Raw genomic sequence first — 25,987 nt, 5'->3', positions numbered from 1 at the left:
ATACGCAACCGGCCTTTCGCGAGCGAGGGTCAGGAGTAGATCTTGTCTACTTCGCCCGCGTACTGCTTCATGACGACGGCGCGCTTGAGCGACATCTTCGGGGTGAGCTCGCCACCCTCCTGGGTCCAGTCGACCGGGAGGATGCGGATCTTCTTGATCGCCTCGGCCTTGGAGACCTTCTTGTTGGTCTCGTCGATCGCGGCCTGCACCTCGGCGACCAGCGTCGGGTTCTCGATCAGGGTCTCGATCGCGGTGTCGGCGGCGACGCCGTTGCGATCCTTCCAGCCCGGCAGGGCCTCCGGGTCGAGGGTGATCAGCGCGCCGATGAACGGCTGGCCGTCACCGACGACCATGACCTGGCTGATCAGCGGGTGCGCGCGCAGGGAGTCCTCGAGGATCGCGGGGGAGACGTTCTTGCCGCCCGCGGTGACCAGGATTTCCTTCTTGCGGCCGGTGATGGTGACGAAGCCGTCGGCGTCGATGGCACCCAGGTCGCCGGTCTTGAACCAGCCGTCGACGAAGGACTCCTCGGTGGCCTCGGCGTTGCCCCAGTAACCGTCGAACACGACCGAGCCCTTGAGCAGCAGCTCGCCGTCTTCGGCGATCTTGGCCGAGTGGCCCTGGATCGGGCGACCGACCGAGCCGACCCGGATGAACGTGGGCGTGTTCACGGTGAACGCGGCGGTGGTCTCGGTCAGGCCGTAGCCCTCGTAGATCGTCACGCCGGCGCCACGGAAGAAGTGGCCCAGGCGGGCGCCCAGCGGGCCACCACCGGAGACAGCGGCCAGGCACTGGCCACCGAGGGCCGCGCGCAGCTTGCTGTAGACCAGCTTGTCGAAGACGAAGTGCTTGACCTTGAGCAGCAGGTCGGGGCCGCCCTTGGTCTCGAGCGCCGTGCTGTAGGCGATGGCGGTCTCAGCGGCCGCGTCGAAGATCTTGCCCTTGCCGCCGTCGTGCGCCTTCTGCTTGGCGGAGTTGAACACCTTCTCGAATACGCGCGGCACCGAGAGGATGAAGTCCGGCTTGAAGTCGCCGAACTGCTCCACCAACGTGGTCCAGTCCGAGCTGTGGCGGATGGTCACCTTGGAATCGAAGGAGATCAGCGCGACCGCGCGGGCGAACACGTGCGCCAGCGGCAGGAACAGCAGGGTCTTCTGGCCCTCGGTGACGAACGCGGACAGCTCGATACCGCCGGAGCGCGATTCGGCGTAGAGGTTCGCGTGGGTCAGCTGCACGCCCTTGGGCTTGCCGGTGGTGCCCGAGGTGTAGATCAGCGTCGCGGGGGAGGCCGCGCCGACCAGCTTGCGACGGTTGTGCACGACGGAATCGTCGAGATCGGCGCCGCGCTCGGTGAGCGTGTCGACCGCGCCCTTGTCGATCTGCAGGGTCTCGGCCAGCGCGGTCAGCGAACCGGCTTCGATCTCGTCGATCGTGGCGCGGTGCTTGTCGTTCTCGACGACCAGCAGCTTGGTCTCGGAATCCTGCAGGATCCACTTGGCCTGCTCAGCGGCCGAGCTGTCGTAGATCGCGACGGTGACGCCACCGGCGGCCCAGATCGCGAAGTCGAGTAGCGACCACTCGTAGCGGGTGGCCGCCATGATCGCGACGCGGTCGCCCAGCTCGATGCCGGAGGCGATCAAGCCCTTGGCAACGCCGGTGACGGCCTTCTCGAACTGAGCTGCCGTGACGTCGTTCCAGCCGCCGCTGCCGTTCGGGACGTTGAACAAGACCGTGTTCGGCGTCTCCTGCGCGAAGCGGAAGACGTTGTCGGAATTGTTCGCATCGTCCGGGATGGTGTAGGAAGCCGGAACTTCGAACTCTCGCATCTGTGCCCTTCCAGTGGGTTCTACTCGCCAGTAATCTACGACACGTTCGCGCGGGTCGCGATATCGCCGCCCGAATTGCCCGTCACCAGGCTTTATCGTAAATCGTCGATCGATACTGGCTGAATTGCTTCTCGCAGGAATTCTGCGAGTTCGCTGAGGGCCAGCGCTGCCTCGGTGACCAGCGCGGCCTGCAGTTGCGCGACATGCCAAAGTCCGCGGGTTTCGGTGAAGCGGACGTGCACGCCCGCGCCACGCAAGGCTGAGACGAGCTTGCAACACTGGTCGTGCAGGAGTTCGCTCACATCGACCTGCACATAGGTGGGCGGCAGGCCGATCAGGTTTCCGGACAGCGGGGCGTAACCCGCTTCGGTCGCGGCGGCGTCGCCGAGGTAGTAGGCGGCGCACGCCCGCGACCACGCCCGGTTGATCACCAGATCACGGTCCCTGCTCGGCACCTCGGTGGGGTCGACCCACGGTGCGATGAGGCCGAGTGCGGCCGGCGTCATCTGATGCCGCTCGATCAGCCGCTGGGCCAGCGCCATCGCCAGGCCGCCGCCCGCCGAGTCACCGGCCAGACAGATCTGATCGGGTCGGTAGCCGACGTTGCCGACCAGGTCGAGGAACGCGGCCTCGGCGTCGTCGAGACCGGCCGGGAACGGGTGCTCGGGTGCCAGCCGGTAGTCCAGCGAATACACCGCGCACGAGGTCTCCCGCGCGAGCCCGGCCACCAGCGAACGGTGTGTGGCGATCGAACCGACCACGTAGCCGCCGCCGTGCAGGTACAAGATCGCGCCCGCGGCACGTTCCGGCGGGACCGCGCGGGTACGCGAACCCGGAATGGCGGTCTCGGCGATCACGCGCTCGGCGGGGCGCCCACCCAGCTGCAGGTGCTGCACGACGGAACCGCCGGGCACCAGCTGCAGCCGGGAGACCGCGTCGAGCAGAACACGCTGCACCACGACCGGTAGCCGCGCGTTGAGTGTCACCCGGAATACCGGGTCGAGCACCGTGCGGGCGATCGGCAGTGGAATCTTGAACTCGCGCATGGAGTTTCCTGGATCTTCTCAGTTCGGCATGAAGCGGCCGTTGACGACGGCCGAGATCCGGTTGTAGCCGGAGGCGAGGAAGCGCACGCTCACGTCGAGCAGCTTGGCCTCCCAGCCGATCAGCACGCGGGCCTGGCCCTTGCGCACGCCTTCGGTGATGGTCTGCGCGGCCATCTCCGGGCTGTGAATCGCCAGGTACTTGTCGAACAGGGTGGCGGCGTTGGCGCCGTCCATGCCCTCGGCGTAGGTGGCGTTGCGGGCGACCGCGGTCTTGATGCCGCCGGGGTGCACACAGGTGACCTTGACGGGCGCCTTGGCGACCTTCATCTCCTGGTACAGCGCCTCGGTGAAGCCGCGCACCGCGAACTTGGCCGAGTTGTAGGCCGCCTGGCCGGGCACGGCGACCAGGCCGAAGAGGCTGGAGACGTTGATCACGTGGCCGTCGCCGGACTCGATCAGCATCGGCAGGAACGCCTTGGTGCCGTTGACGACGCCCCAGAAGTCCACATCCATGATGCGTTCGATGTCTTTGAACTCGGTCTTGACCACGTCACCGTGGTAGGCGATGCCCGCGTTGTTGTAGATCTGGTGCACGACACCGAAATGCGCCTTCACCTGATCGGCGTAGAGCAGGAACGCCTCACGCTCGGCCACGTTGAGCCGGTCGGACTTGACCTGCGCGCCCAGCTTCTCGCAGGAGGCGACGGTCTGGGCCAGGCCCTCGGCGTCGATATCGGAGAGCGCGAGCTTGGCGCCACGGGCGGCCAGGTTCTCGGCCAGTGCGCGGCCGATGCCGGAACCGGCTCCGGTGATCACGCAGACCTTGTTCGTGAAGTAAGCGTCTTTGCTCACTGGGCTACCACTTTCTGATCGTCGGCGCGCGAGGCGCCAGCGGTTGTCACATTGTAGGCGTCGACATCGAATTGTCTTGTGAGACTGCGGAACCGGAAGGTGAAGTCGGGCCACAGGGTGGTGTTGTTGCCGTGCTTGTCCATGTACCAGCTCGCGCAACCGCCAGTGTTCCAGACGGTCTTGGCGAGCTTGTCCTGCAGATCGCGGTTGTAGGCCTGCTGGACATCCTTGCGGACCTCCACCGTGTGCAGGCCCTTGGCGTCGATGGTCGCGAGCGCGCTGGCGACGTAGTTGATCTGCGATTCGATCATGAACACCATCGAGGTGTGGCCGAGGCCGACGTTCGGGCCGACCAGGAAGAACATGTTCGGGAAGTTCTCGATCGCCGAACCCTTGTACGCCTGCTGGCCCACCTCGTCGAACACCTCCGACAGTGAGCGACCGTCGCGGCCGACCACCGTCTCGTAGACCGGGGAGTCGGTGACGTGGAAGCCGGTGGCCACGATCAGCGCGTCGATCTCGCGCTCGGTGCCGTCCAAGGTGGCGATGGAACCCGCCTTCACTTCGGCGATGCCGTCGGTGACCACGTCGACATTGTCGCGATCCAGCGCGGGGTAGTACTCGTTGGAGATCAGCATGCGCTTGCAGCCGATCCGGTAGTTCGGGGTGACCTTCTTGCGCAGTTCGGGATCGCGGATCTCGATCTGCAGCTTGGCCCGCGAGATGGCTTCGAAGGCCTTCATCAGCACGGGGAACCTGGTCAGGCCGACGACCTGGGTCTCACGGATGGCGTAGATGGCCGCTCGCGAGAGGCGCTGCGCGCCGGGGATGTGCTTGAACGCCAGCCGCTCGGGCAGCAGATACGGGCGATCCGAGCGCGGCAGCAGCCACGGCGCGGTGCGCTGGTAGACGTCGAGGGTGGCGACCTTGCTCGCGATGGCGGGCACGATCTGGATCGAGGAGGCGCCGGTGCCGATCACCGCGACGCGCTTGCCGGTGAGGTCGGCGTCGTGGTTCCAGCGGGCGGAGTGGAAGATCTCGCCCTCGAAGTCGTTGATGCCCTTGATGTCGGGCAGCGACGGCTCGCACAGCGCGCCGACCGCGGAGACCACGGTGTCGGCGGTGAAGTTGCCCTTGGTGGAGCCGATCTCCCACTGCGCGTCTGCATCGTTCCAGCGGATGCTCTGCACGTCGCAGTCGAAGATGTGCCGGTCGAGCACGTCGTAGCGCTCGGCGACGCCCTTTATGTAGCCCTGGATCTCGCCCTGCTTGGAGAACGAGCGCGTCCAGTCGGGGTTCAGTGCGAACGAGTACGAGTAGAGGTGCGAAGGCACGTCGCAGGCAGCACCGGGGTAGGTGTTGTCGCGCCAGGTGCCGCCGACTTCGCTGCCGCGCTCGAGCACGAGGAAGTCGTCGCGACCCTCCTGGCGCAGGCGGATGGCCAGGCCGAGCCCTGCGAACCCACTGCCGACGATGATCGTCTTCACGTGGCGGGTTTCGGCGACCCGGGGTTCGACAACATTGTCTGTAACCTTACGACTCATGTATTGCAGCCTACGGTCTTATTGAGGCGGAGTCAACAGCTATTGAACTGGATTCAGTAGCGGCTAGGATGGCCGCTGTGAGTACCAGGAGTCCGGGAGAGACGAAGCGTGTGCGGCTCGGCCCCGAGGAGCGTCGGCTGCAGCTGATCACCCTCGGTGCCGAGATGCTGGTCGACCGATCGCTCGAGGATGTCGCGGTCGACGACATCGCCAAGCAGGCAGGCATCTCGCGCGGGCTGCTGTTCCACTACTTCGCCTCCAAGCAGGAATTCCACGAGGCGATCGCCCGGCATGTGAGCGCCGAGTTCTTCGCCGCGATCATGCCCAACCGCGAACTGTCATTGTTCGACATGTTGCGCGACTCGATCGAACGGTTCGTCGACTACGCCACCGAGCACTCCGCGTCCTACCGCTCCGTCCTGCGCGGGCCCGCCAGTGTCACCCCCGACATGGCCGACTATGTCAACGAAACCCGTGGCGCCATCGCCGATCTCATCGTCAGCGAACTGCCGCTGCCGCCCGAGGACCCCGATCTGGCCCGGCTCACCTTGGCCATTCGCGGCTGGATCGCCTTCGTAGAGGAGACCATCCTCGCCTGGATGATCGACAAGCCCATCACCCGAGAGGCTTTGGTCGACCTGCTGGTCGAGTCCTTGCCCGCGCTGGCATTGAGTCCGGCATTGATCGCCGCGCTGCGGGTCTGAATCGGCTCGGTACTACCGCGTCTCCGGATACCCGTGGATCTCCGCCTGCACCGCGAGCACCGCGGCTTCGATCCGGCTGGTTACCCCCAGCTTGCCGAGAATCCGGCTGACATATTCCTTGACGGTATTCGGGCTGATGAACAGCCGGGAACTCACCTGGCGATTGGACAATCCGTCGGCGATCAAGGTCAGGATCTCGCGTTCCCTTCTGGTCAGCGTCGAGAGCTGCTCCGCCAGATCGCTCGCGGTCATATCCACCGCGCATATCGGTGATCGGGGCCCCACCGAAACCACCGCCCCCAGTTTCAGGACCCTCAAGGCCTCGAGCACGGCCGCGATTCCGAGTTTCACCGACAAGATGGCATCTACCCGGTCGGCCAGTGGCGATGGTTCGGTATCCCGGTCGATGACGAGCGTGATCATCGGTGGGTACTCGAGTTCCTGCAACCGAACGGCCGAGCCGGGCCACTCGCTGTTCGATTCGACAGCGCCGTCCACGATGACGATGTCGGGTCGCAGCCGCTCGTGGGCGGCGATGATATCTCGTACGCGGCACGTTCCGGCCAGCGTGAAGTCCGCGGCAGCGGCCACCGCTGCTTCGAATTGTGTTCGCAGCAAGGGTGTTTCGGTGACCAACAGCAGGGTCGAATGCCGCGGCTGCTGGTGCTGCGGCGAGGTCGGCGGCGAGTTGATCGCCGCGTGCGGTGGTTGTTGTGCGCCTCTGGTCGGGGACTCGCGGGGCTCGGGTTCGATCGCCATTGTTGTTCTCCCCGTGGAACTCTCGCACTCAGGACAGCACCAACGGTACCAATGCATCCTTCGTATCAGGTGCCCCGGAGTGTGACAGTCGCCATAGTGGATGGCGCAGTGCGAGCTCGATCCGGTGTCGCGTCGCTACCGCGGCCCGATCGAACGGATGGCTTCGGTTCTGGCATTGGTGACCACCACACCGATCGTCGTGTGCGTCCATGCTGTGGGATCAACGGGACGCAGGAGGATCATCGCGGCCAGATCGATCTCGGTCGTTCCATCGTCGATGAAGGTCACCATCTTGTCCGGGGCGAGCGCGTCGAGCTCGCGGCTCGCCGGGGCGCCGCCGCGCACCTCGCAAGAGGCGGTCGTGTTCTCGGGAAAGAGGACAACGCTGCAGCCCGTCTCGCCGATCGGGTCCGACCAGTGCCCGATCCTGAACCCGGGAACGTCGATCGCCATGATCTCTCCTGTCGCAGGCACGCTGCCTGTCGCGGCGTTGTCGTTCATCTGGCAGGTGCCTGCTGGCGGGGTGCTGCCTGCTCCGCGATGTCAGGATCGGGCTTCGGGGCTTCGCCCGACGGTCCGAAGACAAACCCGTTTCGCCATGCGCTCCGTTCGAACAGCCGCTGTAGCGGGCCGGCGACAAAGGTCGTGATGATCGTCATCAGTACCAGGACGGTGTAGAGCTGGCTGGTGATCAGGTCGGCGCTGAGGCCGATATTGAGCAGGATGAGCTCCATGAGACCCCGGGCATTGGCCAGGGCGCCCATCGAACCGGCCTCGCGCCGGCTCATGCCCTGCCACCGAGCCGCGAGGTACACGGCACCGAACTTTCCGGCGAACGCCACCGCGAGGACGGCCGCCCCAGCGACCAGCACCACCGGTTGGAAGATCAGACTCAACTCGGTGTTGAGGCCGGAATAGATGAAGAAGGCGGGGAGCAGGAGATAGGCGACCACTGGCTCGAATCGCTCGAGGATGCGGTCGAGCAGCTCGCCGCGGGGCATCACGGCGCCGACGATGAACGCGCCGAAGACCGAGTAGATACCGACAAGATCGGTGAACCAGCTGGCCAGCACAACGACGATCAAGACGATCGAGAGATAGCTGATCGGGATCGAGCTGGATTCCTCCTGGCGAGTCTGTGACGTTGTCCAGGTGTGGAAGCGGGCCAGCAGACGCCGGGCCACCGACACCATGAACAGGAAGTAGATCGCTCCACCGCCCACGGCGATGAGCGCCCCGCTCATGGAATCCTGTGTCGTCGCCATGACGGTCGCGAGCAGAACCCAGGCGCACGCGTCATCGACCGCGGCGCAGGACAGCGACATCGTGCCCAGCCGGGTGTTCAGCAGGCCCGCGTCGTAGATGATCCAGGCCAACATGGGGAAAGCTGTGATCGCCACCGCCGCGGCGAGGAACAGTCCGCCCTGCCAGGACTCGACCTTGGCGGTGAAGAATCCGCCGGCGTCGACGAGCAGCCATCCGGTCACGCCACCGAGCACCAGGGGAACCACCACGCCGGCGGCAGATGTCGCGGTGGCCTGCCGACTGTGGGATCGGAGAATGTCGAGTTTGAACGACGCCCCCACCATGAACATGTAGAGCACCAGCCCGAGCTGCCCGATCACATAGATGGCGGTCAGGTTCGGGTGGGTAACGGCGATGCCCTCGACCACCAGCTCGGTCGGGAAGATCCACTCCTGCACCGACGGAGCCACCCAACCCAGCACCGATGGACCCAACGCGAATCCCGCGACCATCATCGCGACGACTTGTGCCTGCCCCAGTCTCCGAAAAATAAGAACAAAAACCCTATACGCGATCAAGATGACAGCGACCTGCAGGAAAAGATGGGTGGTGACCTCTAACAGCGTTGGCATAATGCCCCCAATTTCGGATCCGCCGACGACGAATCAAACCTTACGCAGGCCACTTCGAAATATGCATCCACCTGGACGGGGGGATGCATATCTCAGGGTCGCTGACCTACGCTTCAGTCAACCCGGTCAGAAATGCCAAGACATGGGATGAAAGGTGTGAGTGCAAGGTGGACATGCCTATTCGTCCCGGTGAAATCCAGCTGGTGAACAATAACGTAATTGTGCACGCGCGTGCGGTATACGTGGATACCGATCGGGTGAGCGGGGAATTGCTGCGGATATGGCTCAACCCTTTCGATTCCCCTGTCCCGCCGGCCGGGGATGCCGCCCACGATACGGTGAGATCGGCTGTGCCGCATGGGATTTCATAGATTGAGGCACTGTGGCACCGCGGGGAACAGCTGCGCACTCCCCCGGTCGGGGGGATGTCGGCTGATCACACGGCGCATATCCTTAGGTCGGATAAACGGATTTGTGAGCATTGATTGAACGCGCGGATATGACACGCGCTTCCCCGATGATGTGGTGATCGATGGCATCTGTCCAGCAACTGGATTCGCGCTTTGTCAGTACTGAGCTAAGGGGCTGGTATGTCGATTGCCGAGCTCGATCGTGTCTTCGGCGGAACCGAGCGTGTGTCGCCGCGGGAGCACACCATGCTGATCGCCTCGGATTCCCCGGCCACGCGGAGAAATTTCGAGCAGGTTCTCGGTGTCGACCAGCGGGTGGCACTCATCCGGACCTCGACCTGTCACGAACTGGTCGAGAACGCGCTGCGCTGTCGTCCCGACATCATCCTGCTCGAGGTGTCAGGAATACTCCGGCCGAGCCTCGGCGCGCTCATTCGCGAGCTGCGGTCACTGGATCACCCGCTGCGGGTCGCGCTGCTCGTGCCGCGCGGGACTCCCCACCTCGAGATCGCCTGTGTCGATGCCGTGTTGACAGCCGACTACGGCGTGCCCGCGGTGCTTGAGTCGTTGGCGCTGGTGGCGACCGGTGTGATGGTCGCTGCGGCTCCGGTCATCCCCGCGGTGCGGCCGGCCTCGTCGGCGCAACTCGCCATGCGGCAACGATTATCGAGGCTGACCGGGCGGGAGCGGGAGATCCTTCGGCTCATCGTCGGTGGGCTGTCCAACCGAGACGTCGGCGCCCGGCTGTTCATCAGCCCCGACACGGTGAAAGAACACGTCGGCCGGATCCTCGCCAAGCTCGACGTGGCGACCCGCGTCGAGGCCGCGGTCGCGGCGGTGCGGGCCGATCGCGGGCAGTGGGGCAGACCGCTCGAACACGTCGGCGCCCAATGACGATGAACAAGATCCCCCGATCGGGTGGATGTCGAATTCGGGCGAGCCGACTATTCTGAACTTGTCGAACCGGGAAATTGCGGCCGCGATAATATCGGAAATATAGAGAATTCTGAGGGTGCCGATGCTTCGTCCGCTGAGATTTCACTGGTGCTCGCCGCTCGACAGTGGCCAGCAAAAAGCCACCGATAAATATGATGTCGGAGCACTCGATTTCGGCGGAATCGTCGATTTCGCGCAAGAAGCCGATGCCCTCGGCGTCGATTCTTTGCTCATGGGAATCAGCTATCACATGCCGGACCCGCTGCCGATGATCGGCGCCCTGGTCCGGGAAACCGAGCGGGTGAAATTCATTCTCGCGTATCGGCCAGGGCTGCTGTCGCCGACACTGTTCACCCAGATCGTCAACACGGTGTCGTGGATGTCCGACGGCCGCATCTCGCTCAACCTGGTCGCCGGGATCTCCCCGGCCGAACAGGCCTACTACGGTGACTTCCTCGCCCACGACGCACGGTACGCGCGTTCGCGTGAGTTCCTCGATGTGCTGCACAGGTTTTGGCGGGGCGAGAGCCCGCTCACCTTCGACGGTGAGCACTACCGGATCGACCAGGCGCAACTCGGGCTCGGATACAAGGGCGGTGGCAGGCCCGAGATCTACATCAGTGGCGCTTCGGAGGTGGCTCAGGAAACCGCCATCGAACACGGTGACTGCTGGCTTCGCTATGGCGACACCCCCGATGGCATCGCCGTGGCCGCACAACCGGTGCTACACAAGGCAACCCGAGTCGGCATCCGCATGCATGTGCTGGCGCGGGAGACCCGGGCCGAGGCGCTGACCGACCTGGCCGCGACGATGCGTGATCCGGACGAGGATCATCGCGCGTGGGTGGAGCAATTCGTGGCTACGTCCGATTCCCACGCGGTCAAGACCTCGTTCCGTCTCGCCGAGGAGGCGGACGACGACTGGCTCTCGCCGATGATCTACTCCGGCGCCGTTGCCTACCGGGGCGGACCCGCGCTGTGCGTGGTCGGCAGCTATGCCGAGGTCGCTGAGTACCTCGTGCGATACAAGGCCGCGGGGGTCAGCGAGTTCATCTTCTCGGGGTGGCCGACGCGCACCGAAATGCGCACCTTCTACACCCATGTCCTGCCACTCATCCGGGAGCGCGAGCAGGCGGAGCAGTAGCGATGACATCGCCGTCGGCCCCGGCGCGTGATCGGGGACTGTTCGCCTTCGGCGTCCTGCTCGGCCTGATCGCCGAACAGGTTGTGCTGTTCGCGGTTCCGCTGCTCATCTTCCAGGATACGAAGTCGCTGGCCGGCCTCGGCATCGCGTTCGCGCTGGAGTGGCTACCCAGTCTGCTGGCCTACCCGTTCGCCGGGTTGCTGGCCGACCGCGACGGCGGCGCCCGGCTCTTTCGGCGGGTCGGCGTCGCCCGAGCCGTGATCCTGTGCGGCGTCGGCGCGATCTGCTTGGCTTTTCCGTCCTGGACGACCCCTGCCCTGATGATCGGTGGCGGGTTCCTGTCGCTGTGCATGGCGCCGACCCGCATGTCGGTCGAGAAGATGGTGCCGCGGCTGGCCGTCGAGGATCGGGTCGCGACGATGCAGTCGCTCGTGCAGAACATGGAGCTGCTGGCCATGGCGATCGGGCCCGCCGCGGCGGCGCTGGCGGCGGTGTATCTGGGCAAGGTGTGGCTGCTGGGGGTGGCCGCCGCGGTATTCCTGATCAGTGCGGCGTGCTGGTTGCCGCTCCCACGTGGCGCGGTACAGGCCGTCGTGAACGGATCGGCGCGCGCGATCGCGCACGATCTCGGCATCGGCTGGCGGCTACTGGCAGGCAACCGTCCGGTGCTGCTGCTCGGAATTCTGAACTTCGCCATCAACCTGTCGGTCGCGGCCTTGCTCACCTGCAATGTCGCCCTGGTGACGGGGGTCTTTCACGCGGCGGAGTCCGCCTACGGACTACTCAACACCGCCGTCGGCGTGGTGGGTCTGCTGAATCTGCTGATGATTCCGTTCCTGGTGCGACGCTTCGGGATCGGCATGATCGCGGTCACGGGATTCACGGTGCTGTGCGCGGCGCTGTTGCTCGTCGGCGCCGCGGCGGCCTTCTCCGTCTACGCGGTGGGATTCGTCGCGGTGATCGCGGGGGTGGCGATCTACAACGTCTACAACCGGACTCAGCGCTTGAAGGTCATCCCGCATGAGCATCTCGGCAAGGTCATGGGTCCCTTCTATTTGCTCAACCTCCTGTCCTACCCGATCGCGGGCGTGTTGGTAGCGACCGTGGGTACCGCGGTGGGAGCGCAGCGCCTGATCCTCGGGCTGGCGATCGGGCTGTGCCTGTTCGGCTCGATCTTCCTTCCGCTCACGATGGCGAGTTTCCGCGCGGCGATCGCCGCCCGATCGAGCACGCCGGTTGGAGTTCCCTCATGAACGCACGATTTCGATGCGTGCTCAGCACCGTCGAATCCGATTCGCACATCTGGAATCTGGTCTACCTGCAGAAGGTGCTCGAAGAGCAGGGCGCCTCGGTCCGCAACCTCGGGCCGTGCACGCCGATCGACGAGGTCGTGCAGGCGGTCGCCGTGGATCACCCGGACCTGCTGGTTGTCTCGAGCGTGAACGGTCACGGGTACCACGGTGCCAGTGAGCTGTTGACGGCTCTGCGCGCGCGGGGTCTCACCGTCCCCTGCGTGGTCGGCGGCAAGCTGACCACCGCGATGTCAGCCGGCGACCAGGTGCGGCGCGAACTGCTGGCCCTGGGCTATCTCGATGTCTTCACCAGCGACGACGCGATCGAGAACTTCCGTCGCTTCTTGAATCATGGTGTGGTATCGAACTTTTCGTCCTGGCAGGCAGCGGCCGCCGTGGTTCCGCCTTGGGACAGCAGTCCCGTGCTGACACCGGAGGTGTCCTGATGCATATCGTCGTAGTCAATCGGTGGCCTCGATTCGCCGACGGAGTGCGTTGGGACAACGAACTCACCCGGTATGAGGACTTCCTCGACCATGTCGGCAACCAGGTGAGCTACATCGTCGATGGCGCCGGCGCCGCGGGTGTCCTGGTGGGGGAGCCGCTGATCGCTCATCTCGAACAGGTCGAGGACGTCAATGATGTGGATCTGCTGCGCGCCGCGGTCCGGCGGACGGCCGAGCGGGTGGGTCGGGTCGACCGTCTGATCGCGTTGTCGGAGTTCACCCTCGGCGTCGCGGCGAAGGTTCGCGAGGATCTCGCGATTCCGGGACCGACCACCGCGGAGGTCGCTCGATACCGGGACAAAGTGCGGATGAAGCAGGTACTGGCGGATGCCGGAATCCGGGTGCCCCGCTTCGCGTCCTGCGAGAGTCCGCGGCAGGTGCGGGCCTTCGCGCACAGGTCCGGATTTCCGGTGGTGCTCAAACCCGTCGACGGCGCGGCCAGTATCGGCGTGCACAAGGTGGCGGATCCGGCGGCACTCGACCGGGTGTTGCCGTCGATCGAGCTGTCGGGGTACGAGATCGAGGAATTCGTCGACGGCGCCATCTACCACGTGGACGGTTACGCCGATGGCGCGTCGCGGATCGACTTCCAGGTGGTTTCCCGATACGTCAACGATTGTCTGTCGTTCGTCGGCGGTGCGCCGCTGGGGTCGGTGGTCGTGCAGCGATCGGAACTGCGCACCCGCATCGAGGAATTCACCCAGCGGTGTATCGACGTACTCGCCTTGCGAACCACCCCGTTTCATCTCGAACTGTTCGTGACCGCCGATGCCGAGTTGGTGTTCCTCGAGGTCGGCGGACGGGTGGGTGGGTCCGAGGTTCCCCACCTGCTGAACAAGCTCTTCGGCGTCAATCTCTACGAGGTGTGGCTCAAAGCGCTTGCCGAGCAGCCGGTCCCGCTCCTGGTCAAGGTCGGCGATCCCTCCGGCGGCTGGCTGGTGGTGCCGAAACCCGACCGGTGCGTGCGTGTCGTCGAGGCGGTCTCCATGCGCGCCGAGGTGCCGATCATCTGGCGCGAACTGCTGCCCGCGCCCGGTGAGGTGCTGGGTCAGGGCGGTTCCTACGACGCCGTGCACTCCGGCCGGTTCATCGTGCTGCACGACAGCGAACACGAGGCCGAGGCCGGCATCCGAAAGATCATCGACGACTTCTGCTTCGAGGCGGTACCGGTATGACCGAGCACGACGACCTGAATCTGTTCCAGCGCTTGATCGGTCACCTGTCCGATGTCGAGCGGCGCGGCGTCGACGCTGTCGGCGCGGCACTGATCGACGCGGCCGGTGGCATCGACCGCATCGGTGACTACAAGGTCATGGTCGCCTACGGTGGTGGCAAGGACAGCACCTATGTCGTCGCCATCGTCCGCGCTGTCCAGTTGCGCTTGCAGCTCGACCACGGACGCACCTTCACGATGCGGGTGGCGAATATGCGACACGCCGGTGTGCCCACCGCGGTGATGGAGAACATCGACCGGGTGTACGCGGCGTTGCGGATGCTCGACGACGACCGCGCCGAACTCCTCACCGTCGACCGCACCGAGATCCGCCGGTTCCGGGTCGACCTGCCGTTGCCGGAGAGCGTGGTCACCGTCAATCGGCTCGACGTGCTCATGAACGGCCACCGCTCGGCCGGGGACGGACGGCCGACGTTCTGCAACAGCTGCAATCTCGCGGTCGCGGACTTCTACGGTCGGGCGGGCTGGTGGGACGGGGGAGTCGACGCGATCATGACCGGCGACTCCCGACGTGAGCAGGCGCTGTACGCCGCGTGGATTCGACGGCTGGCTCGCGGAACCGGCGTCGAGCCGGATCGTGGTGGGGCACTGGACTTCTCCCAGCTGTTGACCGCGCTCCGCGGCATCGGTGACGCCTACTACCGCGAGCTGTTCGGCGATGGTGACGACGCGGTGCTGGCCGAGCGTTCGGTAGCCGTCGGCAACCGGACGCTACAGCCGCGCTTCGTCTCCATCTACGACGTGGTCAGCTATCGCGTGCACGATCACTGGGACCTGATCGTCGACTTCCTCGGTTTCCGGTTCGACGACTTGGCCTTCAGCTTCACCGAGTCCGATTGCGCGAACCCGACGCTGATGGCTCATCTGCGTGGACTGCGGGCCGAGCTGGTCGACGGACGTGGCTACGCGGCCGGAATCGGCGAGTACCTCGAGTTCGCCGAGGCGATGATGCGCAAGAAGGAGATGCCCGACCGGCTCATCGATCTTGCTCTCGGCCGGTACGACTCGCCGGCGAAGATCAGCGAACGGCGAACCATCGCCGCGGACTACGCCCTGCGGGCCTTCGGCCTCTCGGAGTCGGCACTGGCGGCAATCGTCTTCTCCCCCTTCACCGACCAGGGGCAACGCCTGGCGGCCTTCCTCCGACGTTGCCATGCCGACCATCTCGGCAGGCTGGACCGGTATCACGCCGCCTTGCGCGCCGAGCCGGGCACCGAATCCGAAGCCGACTGGCTCGCGGAGGTGTCCGGGCTGCCTATCGCGCTGCTGCGCACGCTGTACCACGATGCCCTGGTCGATTTCTCCCGACGCGACACCGTCATGGCGCGGGTGCGTTCCGGTGATCCGCACAAACAGGAGGTGCGGACGGTCGATCCGCGTACGGGCGCGCCCGTTGTCGAGCTGATCTCGGGGCGCTGACGTGCGCGGCCGATTCGATCGCTTCATCGCCGACAGCGCTCGTCGCGATCGGTTGGTCGTCCAGCCGCGGATGGGATTCGGGCGTCCCGAGGCCATGCGGGCCGGGCTGGCCGAGCTCGGGCTGCTGGACTTCCCGGTCGCCGCAACGCTGACCGTGGACAGCTACACCCGTGTCGGCGACCACCGGACTCCGCTGGCGCAGCTCGCTGCGGGCATCGAGCTGAACGGCTACCCGCTGGTGTCCCATCCGGTCGAGGTCACCCGGGCCATGCTCGATCAGCTGCCCGGTCCGGCATTCCCGGTGCAGGTGCGGCACGGCACCGCACTGCCGCTGCCCATCTTCCGCCGACTGGTCGAGGTGGGCTTGGACGCCACCGAAGGCGGGCCGGTGTCCTATTGCCTGCCGTACAGCCGGTTGCCGCTCGCGCACACCGTCGCCGCGTGGTCGGATGGCTGCCGATTCCTGGCGGGTGAAACCGAGTCGTGCCATATCGAGAGTTTCGGTGGATGTCTGCTGGGGCAATTGTGCCCGCCGTCGCTGCTGGTGGCGATGACCGTGCTGGAGGGGTGTTTCTTCCGGCAGCACGGAATCCGGCATCTGTCCCTCAGCTACGCCCAGGGGACCCTGCCCGAACAGGACCGGGGGGCGCTGCTGGCCTTACGGCAGCTGGCGCAGGACTACCTGGCCGACACGACCTGGCACATCGTGGCTTACACCTACATGGGGTTGTTCCCCAGGACTCCGGACGGGGCCACCCGATTGATCCGCGACAGTGCCAGGCTGGCGCGTGATGCCGGGTGCGAGCGGTTGATCGTGAAAACGGTATCGGAGGCATGGCAGATTCCGTCCGTGTCGGAGAATGTGGCCGCCCTGAGGCTGGCGTCGGCGGAATCGGCCGGTCCGCGCGCCCGCGCCGCAGCGGCCGACTTCGGCTACCGCGAGGAGATCCTGGCCGAGGCACGGCTGCTGATCGACGCCGTACTCGGCCTCCATCGTGACGTCGGCACCGCCTTGGTCGAGGCCTTCGCCCGTGGCCTGCTCGACGTTCCGTTCTGCTTGCACCAGGACAACGCCGGAGCCACGACCTGCCTGATCGACGATCGAGGTGCCTTGGTTTGGGGTTCGCGGGGCCGACTCCCGTTGCCCGCCGAGTCCGCCCGTGCCGGGCCGGGCGACCTGACCTCGGACCGGCTGTTCGGCATGCTCAACCATGTCGCGCGCCACTACGACCGCCTACCCGACCACGCACTGGACCCACGATGATCGGGGACAGGAGCAGGGCCCGCCCCACCATGGTTTTGGTGGACGCGCTGTCCACCGGCGCGTTGCTCGCCGAGCGTGCTGCGGCCGACTACCGCTTGGTGCACGTGCGATCACGCCCGGAACTGCCCGAGGTCTTCGCCGCGAGCCTGCCCACCGATCTCTTCGCGGCGGACCTGAGCTACGCCGACAACGGCGGTGATGTCCTGTACCGGCTCGCGGAAGACGATCCGGTGGCCGTGATCCCGGCCAGCGAATTCGGTGTCGAAGCCGCCGACGAGATCGCGGACAAACTCGGTGTGCGCGGCAACGACCCGGCGTTTTCCCAGTTCCGGCGGGACAAGTTCCAGATGCACGCCGCCGTGGCCGCGGCGGGTCTGCGGACCGCGCGACAGTATCGAAGCCGCGACGCCGACGCCGTGCTGCGGTGGCGCCGCGACGCGGGACCACAGCGCATGGTGGTCAAGCCGTTGGACAGCGCGGGATCCGACGACGTCTTCGTGTGCGAGACCGATGCTGATGTGCGCGCGGCGGTCGCGACCATCTTGGGTAAGACGAACCTGATGCTTCGGGCCAATAGCGCCGTGCTCGCCCAGGAATATCTCGACGGCGACGAATTCGTCGTCAACTCGGTCAGCCGGGACGGAACGCACTGGTGCACCGATGCGTGGATCAGCCACAAGCGGACGGTGGCGGGCAGACACAGAATCTATGATTTCGAGGAGCTGCTCTCCCCGGACGACGGACGGCTGCCCGCGATACTCGCTTACGTCCGAGGCTGTCTGGACGCACTGGGCATAGTCAACGGACCCGCGCACACCGAGCTGATCCAGACCGGCGACGGCCCGGTGCTGCTCGAGACCGGGGCCAGACTGTCGGGGTTGGCCAACCCCGCGGCACTGGATCGGTGCACGGGCGCCAATCAGGTCGACCTGACCTTGGACTGCTACGCCGGGTCCGGCCGGGCGTTGGCCCGGCGGCCGTCGGTGTACGTCCGCCGGGCGGCGGCCCGGTGCGTCAATCTCATCGCCCATCGACAGCTTCCGTTTCCCCGGGCGAGGCTCGCCGAGGAGCTGGCCCGGCTGCCCGGGTTCGAGAGCGTGCGCTTTCGGCTGGGTGAGCGGGAACCGACCACCCCGACGGTCGACCTCAACTCCGCGCCGGGCGCGGTGTTCTTCGTCGACCGCGACGCCGCGCGGATACAGAAATCCTATGCAGCTCTACGGCGACTCGAACACCGTGTGCTGTAGCCGACCAACCGATCATGGTTCGTTCAGGGAGATAGTGTGAGTGCCGAATCGACGCCGACCGTTCCGCCGACCCCGTATACCCACCTGACCTCGCCACGGACGATCGCGGCTCTGACGCTGCAGCAGAGCTTCCTCGCCGGAGCGCGCGAATTCCTCACGGCGGAAGGATTCACCGAACTGCTGCCACCGATCATCGGTCCGGTGACCGACCCGGGCGCGCGCGGTGCCAAGCAGGTCGACATCGATTACTACGGCCATCGGTACAAGCTGATGACCAGCGGGATCCTCTACAAGCAGGCATCGTTGCTCAGCTTCGACAAGATCTTCTGCGTGGCGCCCAATATCCGGCTCGAACCACTGGAGACAGCGGTGACCCACCGGCACCTGGTGGAGTTCCATCAGCTCGATGTGGAGTTCGCCGGGGGGTCTCGTGACGAGGCGATGGCGCTGGCCGAACGGCTGACCCGGCATTGTGTGGCGCACGTGCTCGCGACGAGCGGCCGGGAACTCGAGGTTCTCGGCCGAGACCGGTCCGAGCTCGCGAAGACGGTCGCGCGACCCTACGGGCGGCTCCGGCACGCGGAGGTGGTCGCCGAACTGCGTCAGCTCGGACACCCGCACGATGACTTCACCGAAATCGACTGGCGCGGTGAGGAACTCATCTCAGCGGCGAGGAGCGGCCCGTTCTTCATCACCGACTATCCGAAAGGGTCACGGGGCTTCTACGACCGGGAGTCCCCCCAGGAACTCGGGGTGCTGCGCAACTTCGACCTGATCTTCTCCGCCGGGTTCGGAGAAATGATGAGCGGCAGTGAGCGGGAAACGGACTATGGCCGGGTGCTGCGGCGAATCAGGGAGACCGGTGAGAATCCCGCGAAATACGAGTGGTATCTCACGCTGGTCCGGGCCGGGCTGCCGCCCAGTGCCGGATTCGGGCTCGGTGTCGAGCGGTTCACCCGGTTCCTCGGCGGGCTGGATGCGGTCTGGCAGGCCACGGCCTATCCCAAGCTGCCAGGGCAGGCGCGGCCGTGACCGGGTCCGACGGTGTGGCATCAGCCCTGTCCGCGACCGGGTTCCCGGAGTACGAGGTACGCCGCCGCGCGCGGATGGGGCGCGGCGCGGCCTTTCCCGCCATGGCCGACTACGGTTCGGCGCTGTTCGGGGAGCGTGCGCCCAGCGCACCGACCGACGCGCTCGATCGCGCACGGCTGGTACCGCCGATCTTCGTCCCGAAGCGGATGGCAGCGCTGATCGAACTCGGTCGCGAACCGCTTCCGGGCGACGTGGACCTCACCACCGTGATCGGTGGGTTGAACGCGACATCGCCGATCTACATCTCGGCATTCGGCTCGACCGCGGCCGCTTCGGGTGATCTGGGCATCGCGGTCGCAGCACAGGCCGCCGCGGCGGGGATTCCCATGGTGATCGGTGAGAACATCGTCCCCGTGGCCGGATACGGCAGGGTGATCGACGAGGAAGCGAGCTCCCTGCTGTCGCGGATCGCCGAGTACGCCGCCTCGGTGCCCGACGGGATCGGCGGTGTCGTCGTGCAGCAGAGCACCGAAGACGCCGACGCCGAGGTGTGGAACCTGGTCTACAGCGATCCCACGGCCACGGCGCTGTCGGCGACCGGTCGGCTGGCATTCGAGCTCAAGGTCGGTCAGGGTGCCAAGCCTGGTCTGGGGGGCATGACCATGGTGTCGCGAGCACAGGCGAAACACCTTGCGGCGCAGTACGACCTGGTCGACATCTACGGTGGCGCGCAGACGCCCGTCTTGCGCTGCGGCACACCGGGCACCTTCGACGACGAGATCCTGCGACGACAGATCCTGTTGATGCGCAACAACTATCCGCGGTGCCGAGTGTGGGTGAAGCTACCGCCCGCCCGCGATGTGCATCTGGCGGCGGCCCTCGCCTGGGCGGCCGGTGCCGACGCGGTCACCGTCGACGGTGCCGAGGGCGGGACCGGCTGGGCGCCACTGGGATTTCTCGGTCAGGTCGGCTTGCCGTTGGCGGAATGCCTGCGCCGCATCGATGTCCGGGACAACAGCTTGCTGGCGTCGGGCCGGATCTGGGAGGGCGGTCGAGCGGTGAAATGCCTTGCCCTCGGTGCGTCGGCCGTCGGCCTCGGACGCGCGGCGCTGATCGCGGCCGACGAGGACCCCGACCGGGGTTTGATCGGGCTGCTCGATTGCTTGGCATTCGAGCTACGTCTCATGATCAGCGCGCTCGGCTGCTATCGAGTCGGTGATCTCGGAGCCGAGGATGTCTGGTTTCCCGGCGCGGACGAGCCGAGCTGAACGCCTACCCCCGTTCCCGGGCGGGGGAGGATTCCCCGGACGCCGGTGCGGGGAGCTCGATGTCGAGGATTCGGGCCAGATTGATGGTCCACCAGCGGAGCTGAGGCTGCCAGTCCTCGGCATCGGGTCCGGTGAGCCCGGCGCTACGACGGAAGACCGCCCCGTAGGCGGATTCCGTCGCCACGGCGTGGTGCAGTGCCGCGACGGCGAGTCGGGTGTCGTCGACGGGGATGCCCGCGCCCTTGTCAGGGCGCAGCGCGTGCAGCGCCTCGACAACCGGATTCAGCATCCCGGATCCGGGATCCCGCCATCCGGCGGCGTGCAGCGCGATCGCCAGCTCGCCATAGCCCTGCCGATAGAACGCCGCGAGGGTTTCCACGAATCCACCGAGGTCCGCCGGCTGGACCAGACAGGATTGCACCACCTGTTGCAGTCCTGATCCGACTTTGGTGCCGCCGTGGTGCAGCAAGGCTTCCAAAAGGCCATCGCGAGTCCCGAAGTGGTATCCGAGACCCGCGTCGGTCATGCCGACGCTAGCGGCGACGGCGCGGACGTGAACAGCGGAGACGCCGCCTTCTGCCAGGAGGTGCTCGGCGGCATCCAGGATCAGGCGCCGCGCCTCCTCCGGCGTGCGGCGCACACGGGGAGCAGTCATATCGCCACCTTACCTTGACTGGTCAAAGTAATCGGCTTAGGCTACGACCTGGCGGGTTTCGACGGGGAAACTGCGCGCATGATCACCGTAACTTGTTGCCGGATAGTGCATTACGCATTCACTGCTTTTGTCGGGTCGAACCTTCGACGACGACGTGGGCAACGCGGAAGGCCTCACATGAACGATTCCATGACCCGCGATCTACGGCAGATCGAACGCCCCGACGGCACGATCCTGCGTGGGCAGGCGGTCGGTTCGGGGCCGACTGTCCTGCTACTACATGCCGGTGGTGAGCGATCCCATGTCTGGGAGCCGGTGGTCGGCAGGCTTGTCACGGCGGGCTATCGGTGCGTCGCCTTCGATCTGCGGGGGCACGGCGACAGCGGCGGTTCCGCCCGGTCGACGGCGATGTGCGCCGCCGACGTCGCCGCGATGGTGCGCACCGAACTGTCCGGATGCATTGTTGTCGGGGCGTCCCTGGGGGGACTCGCCGCGCTGGTCGCCCTCGAGGACACCGAAGTGCGCGCCCGGGTCGGTGGCTTGGTGCTGGTCGATGTCGTGCCAACCATGAATCCCGCCCGCGTACTCGAATTCCTCACCGCGACAACCACACACGGCCCGTATGCCGAGCTCGTCGACGACGTCCTCGCGCATATGCCACAGCTTCGGCGGGCCGCCGATGTCCTTGACGTGCCCGTCCTGCTGGTGCGGGCCGATGGCAGAACACCGGTTGCCGACGACGACGTCGAGGGATTTCTGCGCTTGGCGCCGCACGCCACGGTCATCCAGATCCTGGGCGCCGGGCACCTGGTGGCCAGGGAGCGTCCCGAGGATCTCGCCGAGATCATCGCCCGGTGGCCGCCACTGGCGCTCCAGCGATATCTCCGGCTCGGTTGACTCGCCGGCCGGTCCACCACTGAACCGACCTCTCTCAGTACACGTCGTCATCTCAGGTCAAGGGTCTATGAAATTGGCTGCGAGTCCGGAACCGAAGATCCCGAAATCCCACCCGACGAGAGTCGCCGCGACCGACACCGCCGGTCGCGCTGTCCCGCGACTACCGTGCTGTCGCATCATGGTCGCCGAGTCCAGCTGCCACGCAATGAATATCGACTTCCTGCAGGCGATCAGGCCGAATCGGCAGATCGCGCTGGCCCCGATCTCGGGGATGGTGGAAAAGGCCACGAGGTGGCAGCCCGACATCGTGCTGCTCGACGCGGCGACGGGCCCGGAAGCCGCACTCGTCTCCGTTGTGCGGGGCTTGCGCTCACTCGACCAGCGACCGCTCATCGCACTGCTCGTCCCCCAGGACACCGCGCGAACGACGCTCGAGGTCGACGTGTTGTTGGCTGCGGATTTCCACGCGAAGGCAATACTCGATGCGCTGGATGTGGCAGCCTCGGGAATAATCGTCGCCACCACGAATGTCGAGCATGCGGATCGCATCGAACCGGACCACATTGCCTACCGGCGTCTTTCGCTGCTGACGGGTCGCGAAAAAGAGATCCTTGTGCTCATCGTCGACGGGCTGTCCAATCGTGAAGTCGGCGCCCGGCTTTTCATCAGTGCGGATACCGTGAAAGAACATGTGAGCAGGATTCTCGCCAAGCTCCAGGTGAGTAGTCGCATCGCGGCGGCAGTCGTCGCGGTACGCGCGGAATCATGGCGGTTGTCAGCCTGAACAGACGCTGTACTACCGGGTGGTAGTACAGCGTCTATTCGGCCGTCAGGAATTCGGCAACTGCATGACCTGGATCGTCGAGATCGCTGTGGCCGCGAGTTTGTTGTTCCCGTTGTGTGCCTCGGCGGCGAGGTAGATCACCGATCGGCCGGGCTTGCGCACCGTGGCATTCAAGGTCAGGCGTTCGCCGACGAATACCGGGCGCATGAAGTGCGTTGTCAGTTCCATCGTGGTCGTCGGGTTCTTCGAGGTCAGATAGCTGAGTGGGGCCATCAGGTCGTCGAACATGGCGGCGAGGAAACCGCCCTGGAGCAGGCCCATGACATTGCCGTACTGCGCCGGGATCTCGACTGTCGCCGAGAGTGATTGTCCGACGACGAATTCCTCGTACTGCAAGCCGAGGGTCGTGGTCGACGGCGGCGGCAGCTTCAGCTCGATTCCCGGCGGAATCGGAAGGTTATCGAATGCGGTGATCGCATGCTTGACGATCGCATCGTGTCCGGTGATGACGGTTTCCTCGGCCATGAACAGCTCCTCTATCGCATCGGACTATTTATCGGGGCGCGTGTATTTCGGTTCCGGTAGCCATGGTCGGGTCCATCAACGGAATCGGGGGAATTCCAGGCCATGGTACGGGCCGTCGCGCCGACGTCAACACTGCGGAAGTTGCAGTGCCACTACGCATTTCCCACGGTAAGCCTACCTGAATAAAGACCGGGAAATGCGCAGCTCGGTGACATCGCGTTCGGGTAGGCGGCACAGCCGAATGTCACGCGCCAGGCGACGCCTTCGCACCGGTGGCGGCGGCCAGCGCGGAGAAGTACATCTGCTGGGCGACCTCGGCGATCAGGTCCCAGCGTTCCCACGTCATCGGGGTCGGCTCGGTATCGGGGACGAACCGGTACCGCGACAGGTCGGTCATCCCCTTGAACTGAGCCAGGACGTCGTCGTCCATCAGCGCGTTTCCGGTGAATGTCGCCGGGTCCTGTTCCAGGACAGCCAGGATGGCATCGACGACGATGTCCTCGGTCCGCCAATCCGAGGGGCTGCCGATGCCGAGATTCTGGGTCGCGAGGGTGCCGATCAGCGTGCGCGTCCAGATCGTGTTGCAGGCGATGCCGTCTGCCGCGACCTCCTTTCCCAGGCCGAGGGTCAGCAGGGTGGCGTTGAGTTTCGACGACATGTAGGCCACCTTGCCGCCCATGTGCTGTATGCCCTCCGGATCCAGCGGGGGGCTCAGGTTGACGATGTGGCCCCACCCGCCTTGCCGCATGTGCGGAATACAGTGGTGCGCCAGCAGGAATGGCGCCCTGGCGTTGATCGCCATCACCAGGTCGTATCGCTTGTGCGGGGTGTGCTCGACCGACTGCAGCCACATGGCACCCGCGTTGTTGACCAGGATGTCGAGCCGGCCGAACCGTTCCATCGTCCGGTCCACCAGGTTCTTCAAGTCCGCCTCGTCGCGGACGTCGCAGCGCACGCCGAGGGCCTGTGCGCCCCGTTCTTCGATTTCCCGCACCGTATCCGGCACGCTGCCCGGCAGTCGCCCACCGGCTTCCATCGTCTTCGCACCGATGACGATGGACACGCCGCGTTCGGCGAGCGCCAGCGCCAGCGCCTTACCGATTCCGCGACTGCCCCCGGTGATGACGGCTACCCGGCCTTCGAACTGTGTCACTTTCCGCTCCTGTTCGGTCTGTTCGGTCACCGGATGCCTGCGGCTGCCGGTGACCTTGTCGGCAGGTCGAACCGCGCGCCGACCTCTTGCTCGAAGGAGTCCGCCCACGCTTCCAGCCGGTCGACATTGCGTCGCATGTCACGGAACGTCTGATCGGCGGTCTTCTCGGTGAGCAGGTCGAGGTGTAGTTGCGCGCAGATCGGCACCTTGCTGTATTCCACGAACAAGTACTTGTCCGGCTGCGTGGCCTGCGCGCCGAAAGCGCGCAGATTCGCCTGCATGCGCGCCTGAATTCCCTTGAATCGGGTAGCTATCGGGTGGAATTCGGCCGCCGCGTCTTCGTTGCCGATCAGCCCTCTGAACAGCAGTTGCGAAGGCAGTGCCCAGTAGAACGAGGTATCCCACATCACCTTCGTGAACATGGCGGGGGCGCTGCCGAAAATCGAGTAGTTCTGGTGGTACATCCCCAGATAGTTGGGCCACATGTCCTCGAGCATCAACCGATTGAAGGTCTGGGCGACCTCCGCGGTCAGCCGGCCTCGGCGATCGAGTTCGATCATGCGCGTCGTGATCGTGTTCGTGTAGGCGATGTAGTCCGACCCCGGGCTGTAGAAGGCATCGAGGAAGATGCCTGCCTCGCCGACGCAGGCCCACCGCTGGTGGGAGAAGATCTGCTCGGAGCCGTAACTGGCGTTGCGCACCTGCAAGAAGTCGAGCTGTTCGGCACCATCGATGAACGCGGCCAGTGTCGGCTCGTGCTCGCCGATCCAGTTCCTGGCCTTTTTCTCGGTCCCGTAGGTGCTGAACGGATGGATCGTGTCGTCGGTGACGATGCCGACGCTGGTGTTCCCGGAAGACAGCGGGATCATCCACACCCAGTACCCGGTACCCATCAAATGATTGGTGGAGAACCATCGGCGTTCCTGCGTGGGCGGGCGCCACGCGGGGTTCGTGGTATCGGTCATTCGTTCGACGTCGTACTCGCCGCGGAAGCGCCACCACGCCGCATTGATCTTGTGCGGGCTCGGCGCGCTCAGGCCGAGTTTGCGCTGCAACAACCGCTGACGACCGGAGGCGTCGACGACGAAGCGCGCCCGCACCTGCTGTTCGCCGCTCTCGCCGTCCACTTCGAAGCGCACGATATGGTCCGCGTCGGAGTCCGAGAGCTCGATGTCGAGTACCTTCGCCTGCTCGATGAGCTCGGTCCCGAGCTCGTGGACGCCTTCGCGCAGGTCTCGTTCGAATCTGCCGCGGTCGATCTGGTAAGACGTCACCCGCGGAAACCGCCGGGCTCCCAGCTCCGGCCGAATCTCGAGCGGGCCCTGCGAATCTCCGAAGAACATTCGAAGTCCGAGTTTGTGCAGGTGCCGTCGATTCAAGTACCCGGTAAGGCCGAGTTGTTCGCCGAAGTAGTGGGCACCTCCCTCGACCGTCGCCTCACCCACCTTGAACGCGCCGTCCGGGATCCCGTGCCCGCTGCGTTCCAAGACCAGCACCGAGAGGTCGGGCATGGTCCGCGCGAGCTGTCGTGACAGTGTCAGTCCCGCCAGACCGCCACCGCAGATCACGACGTCGTACCGTTTCGTCTGCTCCATCATTGTTCCCCGTTCGAG

24 protein-coding genes are annotated in these 25,987 nt (G+C 65.6%); 13 read left to right on the top strand and 11 right to left on the bottom strand.

The genetic code is table 11. The features are described 5' to 3' along the window. Positions 1–29: 29 nt before the first annotated feature. The 4 genes from ACFXKN_RS16650 to ACFXKN_RS16635 form a co-directional block, all read right to left on the bottom strand. Entirely contained in the window at positions 30–1,826 is a 1,797-nt protein-coding gene (locus ACFXKN_RS16650) for an AMP-dependent synthetase/ligase (RefSeq protein ID WP_379433328.1), read from the bottom strand. Between the two features lie 92 nt (positions 1,827–1,918). Continuing rightward, complete coding sequence (locus tag ACFXKN_RS16645) at positions 1,919–2,872, bottom strand: alpha/beta hydrolase (protein WP_378940502.1); 954 nt, start codon at positions 2,870–2,872, stop codon at positions 1,919–1,921. An 18-nt stretch (positions 2,873–2,890) separates the two neighbouring features. Next, positions 2,891–3,724 carry an SDR family NAD(P)-dependent oxidoreductase gene (locus tag ACFXKN_RS16640; protein WP_379433327.1) on the bottom strand — a complete coding sequence of 278 codons (834 nt, stop codon included), beginning with the start codon at positions 3,722–3,724 and terminating at the stop codon, positions 2,891–2,893. Continuing rightward, positions 3,721–5,268, bottom strand: a complete 1,548-nt coding sequence (locus tag ACFXKN_RS16635; RefSeq protein WP_379433326.1) for a flavin-containing monooxygenase — start codon at positions 5,266–5,268, stop codon at positions 3,721–3,723. Before ACFXKN_RS16635 ends, ACFXKN_RS16640 begins: the two co-directional genes overlap by 4 nt. Positions 5,269–5,336: 68 nt before the next feature. On the opposite strand from ACFXKN_RS16635, the gene ACFXKN_RS16630 reads away from it, so the two are divergent. Next, a complete protein-coding gene (locus ACFXKN_RS16630; protein WP_378940499.1) occupies positions 5,337–5,972 on the top strand; it encodes a TetR/AcrR family transcriptional regulator in 636 nt (211 codons plus the stop codon). A 12-nt stretch (positions 5,973–5,984) separates the two neighbouring features. On the opposite strand, the gene ACFXKN_RS16625 is transcribed toward ACFXKN_RS16630, so the two are convergent. From ACFXKN_RS16625 to ACFXKN_RS16615, 3 genes are all read right to left on the bottom strand, one after another. Then, positions 5,985–6,731: a response regulator transcription factor gene (locus ACFXKN_RS16625; protein WP_379433325.1), complete on the bottom strand. Its 747-nt coding sequence runs from the start codon at positions 6,729–6,731 to the stop codon at positions 5,985–5,987. A gap of 135 nt (positions 6,732–6,866) precedes the next feature. After that, a complete protein-coding gene (locus ACFXKN_RS16620; RefSeq protein ID WP_379433324.1) occupies positions 6,867–7,232 on the bottom strand; it encodes a hypothetical protein in 366 nt (121 codons plus the stop codon). Then, positions 7,229–8,608 carry a cation:proton antiporter gene (locus tag ACFXKN_RS16615; RefSeq protein ID WP_379433323.1) on the bottom strand — a complete coding sequence of 460 codons (1,380 nt, stop codon included), beginning with the start codon at positions 8,606–8,608 and terminating at the stop codon, positions 7,229–7,231. The genes ACFXKN_RS16620 and ACFXKN_RS16615 overlap by 4 nt, the downstream gene beginning before the upstream one ends. A 590-nt stretch (positions 8,609–9,198) precedes the next feature. On the opposite strand from ACFXKN_RS16615, the gene ACFXKN_RS16610 reads away from it, so the two are divergent. From ACFXKN_RS16610 to ACFXKN_RS16565, 10 genes are all read left to right on the top strand, one after another. Next, a complete protein-coding gene (locus ACFXKN_RS16610) occupies positions 9,199–9,912 on the top strand; it encodes a LuxR C-terminal-related transcriptional regulator (protein ID WP_379433322.1) in 714 nt (237 codons plus the stop codon). A 124-nt stretch (positions 9,913–10,036) separates the two neighbouring features. After that, positions 10,037–11,098, top strand: a complete 1,062-nt coding sequence (locus ACFXKN_RS16605) for an LLM class flavin-dependent oxidoreductase (protein ID WP_378943017.1) — start codon at positions 10,037–10,039, stop codon at positions 11,096–11,098. A 2-nt stretch (positions 11,099–11,100) separates the two neighbouring features. Then, positions 11,101–12,351: an MFS transporter gene (locus tag ACFXKN_RS16600; RefSeq protein ID WP_379433321.1), complete on the top strand. Its 1,251-nt coding sequence runs from the start codon at positions 11,101–11,103 to the stop codon at positions 12,349–12,351. Next, positions 12,348–12,836, top strand: coding sequence for a cobalamin B12-binding domain-containing protein (locus ACFXKN_RS16595; RefSeq protein ID WP_378940493.1), 489 nt, complete (start codon positions 12,348–12,350; stop codon positions 12,834–12,836). The genes ACFXKN_RS16600 and ACFXKN_RS16595 overlap by 4 nt, the downstream gene beginning before the upstream one ends. Continuing rightward, positions 12,836–14,071 (top strand): acetyl-CoA carboxylase biotin carboxylase subunit family protein, encoded by a 1,236-nt coding sequence (locus tag ACFXKN_RS16590; RefSeq protein ID WP_378940492.1) that lies wholly within the window; start codon positions 12,836–12,838, stop codon positions 14,069–14,071. The genes ACFXKN_RS16595 and ACFXKN_RS16590 overlap by 1 nt, the downstream gene beginning before the upstream one ends. After that, positions 14,068–15,549 carry a hypothetical protein gene (locus tag ACFXKN_RS16585; RefSeq protein ID WP_379433320.1) on the top strand — a complete coding sequence of 494 codons (1,482 nt, stop codon included), beginning with the start codon at positions 14,068–14,070 and terminating at the stop codon, positions 15,547–15,549. The genes ACFXKN_RS16590 and ACFXKN_RS16585 overlap by 4 nt, the downstream gene beginning before the upstream one ends. 1 nt (position 15,550) lies before the next feature. Next, a complete protein-coding gene (locus ACFXKN_RS16580) occupies positions 15,551–16,813 on the top strand; it encodes a methylaspartate mutase (RefSeq protein WP_379433319.1) in 1,263 nt (420 codons plus the stop codon). A gap of 38 nt (positions 16,814–16,851) precedes the next feature. After that, positions 16,852–18,060 carry an ATP-grasp domain-containing protein gene (locus ACFXKN_RS16575; RefSeq protein ID WP_379433318.1) on the top strand — a complete coding sequence of 403 codons (1,209 nt, stop codon included), beginning with the start codon at positions 16,852–16,854 and terminating at the stop codon, positions 18,058–18,060. 36 nt (positions 18,061–18,096) lie between these two features. Then, the gene (locus ACFXKN_RS16570; RefSeq protein ID WP_379433317.1) at positions 18,097–19,092 is read left to right on the top strand and encodes an asparagine synthetase A; all 996 of its coding nucleotides are present in this window, start codon (positions 18,097–18,099) and stop codon (positions 19,090–19,092) included. After that, entirely contained in the window at positions 19,089–20,360 is a 1,272-nt protein-coding gene (locus ACFXKN_RS16565; protein WP_379433316.1) for a glutamate synthase-related protein, read from the top strand. The genes ACFXKN_RS16570 and ACFXKN_RS16565 overlap by 4 nt, the downstream gene beginning before the upstream one ends. Before the next feature lie 4 nt (positions 20,361–20,364). Here the strand turns inward: ACFXKN_RS16565 and ACFXKN_RS16560 are convergent, their stop codons facing one another. Further along, positions 20,365–21,015: a TetR/AcrR family transcriptional regulator gene (locus ACFXKN_RS16560; RefSeq protein WP_378940486.1), complete on the bottom strand. Its 651-nt coding sequence runs from the start codon at positions 21,013–21,015 to the stop codon at positions 20,365–20,367. 177 nt (positions 21,016–21,192) lie between these two features. On the opposite strand from ACFXKN_RS16560, the gene ACFXKN_RS16555 reads away from it, so the two are divergent. Together ACFXKN_RS16555 and ACFXKN_RS16550 are read left to right on the top strand one after the other, a co-directional pair. Further along, on the top strand, positions 21,193–21,912 hold the full coding sequence (locus tag ACFXKN_RS16555) for an alpha/beta fold hydrolase (protein WP_378940485.1): 720 nt from the start codon (positions 21,193–21,195) through the stop codon (positions 21,910–21,912). A gap of 205 nt (positions 21,913–22,117) precedes the next feature. Next, on the top strand, positions 22,118–22,696 hold the full coding sequence (locus ACFXKN_RS16550; RefSeq protein ID WP_379433315.1) for a LuxR C-terminal-related transcriptional regulator: 579 nt from the start codon (positions 22,118–22,120) through the stop codon (positions 22,694–22,696). A gap of 45 nt (positions 22,697–22,741) precedes the next feature. On the opposite strand, the gene ACFXKN_RS16545 is transcribed toward ACFXKN_RS16550, so the two are convergent. From ACFXKN_RS16545 to ACFXKN_RS16535, 3 genes are all read right to left on the bottom strand, one after another. Further along, positions 22,742–23,221 carry a PaaI family thioesterase gene (locus ACFXKN_RS16545; protein ID WP_378940483.1) on the bottom strand — a complete coding sequence of 160 codons (480 nt, stop codon included), beginning with the start codon at positions 23,219–23,221 and terminating at the stop codon, positions 22,742–22,744. Between the two features lie 244 nt (positions 23,222–23,465). Next, positions 23,466–24,374: an SDR family oxidoreductase gene (locus tag ACFXKN_RS16540; protein ID WP_379433314.1), complete on the bottom strand. Its 909-nt coding sequence runs from the start codon at positions 24,372–24,374 to the stop codon at positions 23,466–23,468. A gap of 26 nt (positions 24,375–24,400) precedes the next feature. Further along, on the bottom strand, positions 24,401–25,969 hold the full coding sequence (locus tag ACFXKN_RS16535) for an NAD(P)/FAD-dependent oxidoreductase (RefSeq protein ID WP_379433313.1): 1,569 nt from the start codon (positions 25,967–25,969) through the stop codon (positions 24,401–24,403). Positions 25,970–25,987 lie beyond the last annotated feature (18 nt).

Source organism: Nocardia sp. NPDC059195, assembly GCF_042754695.1.
In the GTDB taxonomy this organism is placed as follows: Bacteria; Actinomycetota; Actinomycetes; order Mycobacteriales; family Mycobacteriaceae; genus Nocardia.
This window is presented reverse-complemented; position numbering and strand designations above follow the sequence as displayed.

Excerpts from the sequence above, each read along its gene's own strand:
- ACFXKN_RS16615 (WP_379433323.1), bottom strand. The coding sequence starts at position 8,608 with ATGCCAACGCTGTTAGAGGTCACCACCCATCTTTTCCTGCAGGTCGCT.
- ACFXKN_RS16550 (WP_379433315.1), top strand. The coding sequence starts at position 22,118 with ATGAATATCGACTTCCTGCAGGCGATCAGGCCGAATCGGCAGATCGCG.
- ACFXKN_RS16595 (WP_378940493.1), top strand. The coding sequence starts at position 12,348 with ATGAACGCACGATTTCGATGCGTGCTCAGCACCGTCGAATCCGATTCG.
- ACFXKN_RS16650 (WP_379433328.1), bottom strand. The coding sequence starts at position 1,826 with ATGCGAGAGTTCGAAGTTCCGGCTTCCTACACCATCCCGGACGATGCG.
- ACFXKN_RS16625 (WP_379433325.1), bottom strand. The coding sequence starts at position 6,731 with ATGGCGATCGAACCCGAGCCCCGCGAGTCCCCGACCAGAGGCGCACAA.
- ACFXKN_RS16590 (WP_378940492.1), top strand. The coding sequence starts at position 12,836 with ATGCATATCGTCGTAGTCAATCGGTGGCCTCGATTCGCCGACGGAGTG.
- ACFXKN_RS16605 (WP_378943017.1), top strand. The coding sequence starts at position 10,037 with ATGCTTCGTCCGCTGAGATTTCACTGGTGCTCGCCGCTCGACAGTGGC.
- ACFXKN_RS16620 (WP_379433324.1), bottom strand. The coding sequence starts at position 7,232 with ATGAACGACAACGCCGCGACAGGCAGCGTGCCTGCGACAGGAGAGATC.
- ACFXKN_RS16545 (WP_378940483.1), bottom strand. The coding sequence starts at position 23,221 with ATGGCCGAGGAAACCGTCATCACCGGACACGATGCGATCGTCAAGCAT.
- ACFXKN_RS16635 (WP_379433326.1), bottom strand. The coding sequence starts at position 5,268 with ATGAGTCGTAAGGTTACAGACAATGTTGTCGAACCCCGGGTCGCCGAA.
- ACFXKN_RS16555 (WP_378940485.1), top strand. The coding sequence starts at position 21,193 with ATGAACGATTCCATGACCCGCGATCTACGGCAGATCGAACGCCCCGAC.
- ACFXKN_RS16560 (WP_378940486.1), bottom strand. The coding sequence starts at position 21,015 with ATGACTGCTCCCCGTGTGCGCCGCACGCCGGAGGAGGCGCGGCGCCTG.
- ACFXKN_RS16645 (WP_378940502.1), bottom strand. The coding sequence starts at position 2,872 with ATGCGCGAGTTCAAGATTCCACTGCCGATCGCCCGCACGGTGCTCGAC.
- ACFXKN_RS16535 (WP_379433313.1), bottom strand. The coding sequence starts at position 25,969 with ATGGAGCAGACGAAACGGTACGACGTCGTGATCTGCGGTGGCGGTCTG.
- ACFXKN_RS16585 (WP_379433320.1), top strand. The coding sequence starts at position 14,068 with ATGACCGAGCACGACGACCTGAATCTGTTCCAGCGCTTGATCGGTCAC.
- ACFXKN_RS16610 (WP_379433322.1), top strand. The coding sequence starts at position 9,199 with ATGTCGATTGCCGAGCTCGATCGTGTCTTCGGCGGAACCGAGCGTGTG.
- ACFXKN_RS16600 (WP_379433321.1), top strand. The coding sequence starts at position 11,101 with ATGACATCGCCGTCGGCCCCGGCGCGTGATCGGGGACTGTTCGCCTTC.
- ACFXKN_RS16630 (WP_378940499.1), top strand. The coding sequence starts at position 5,337 with ATGGCCGCTGTGAGTACCAGGAGTCCGGGAGAGACGAAGCGTGTGCGG.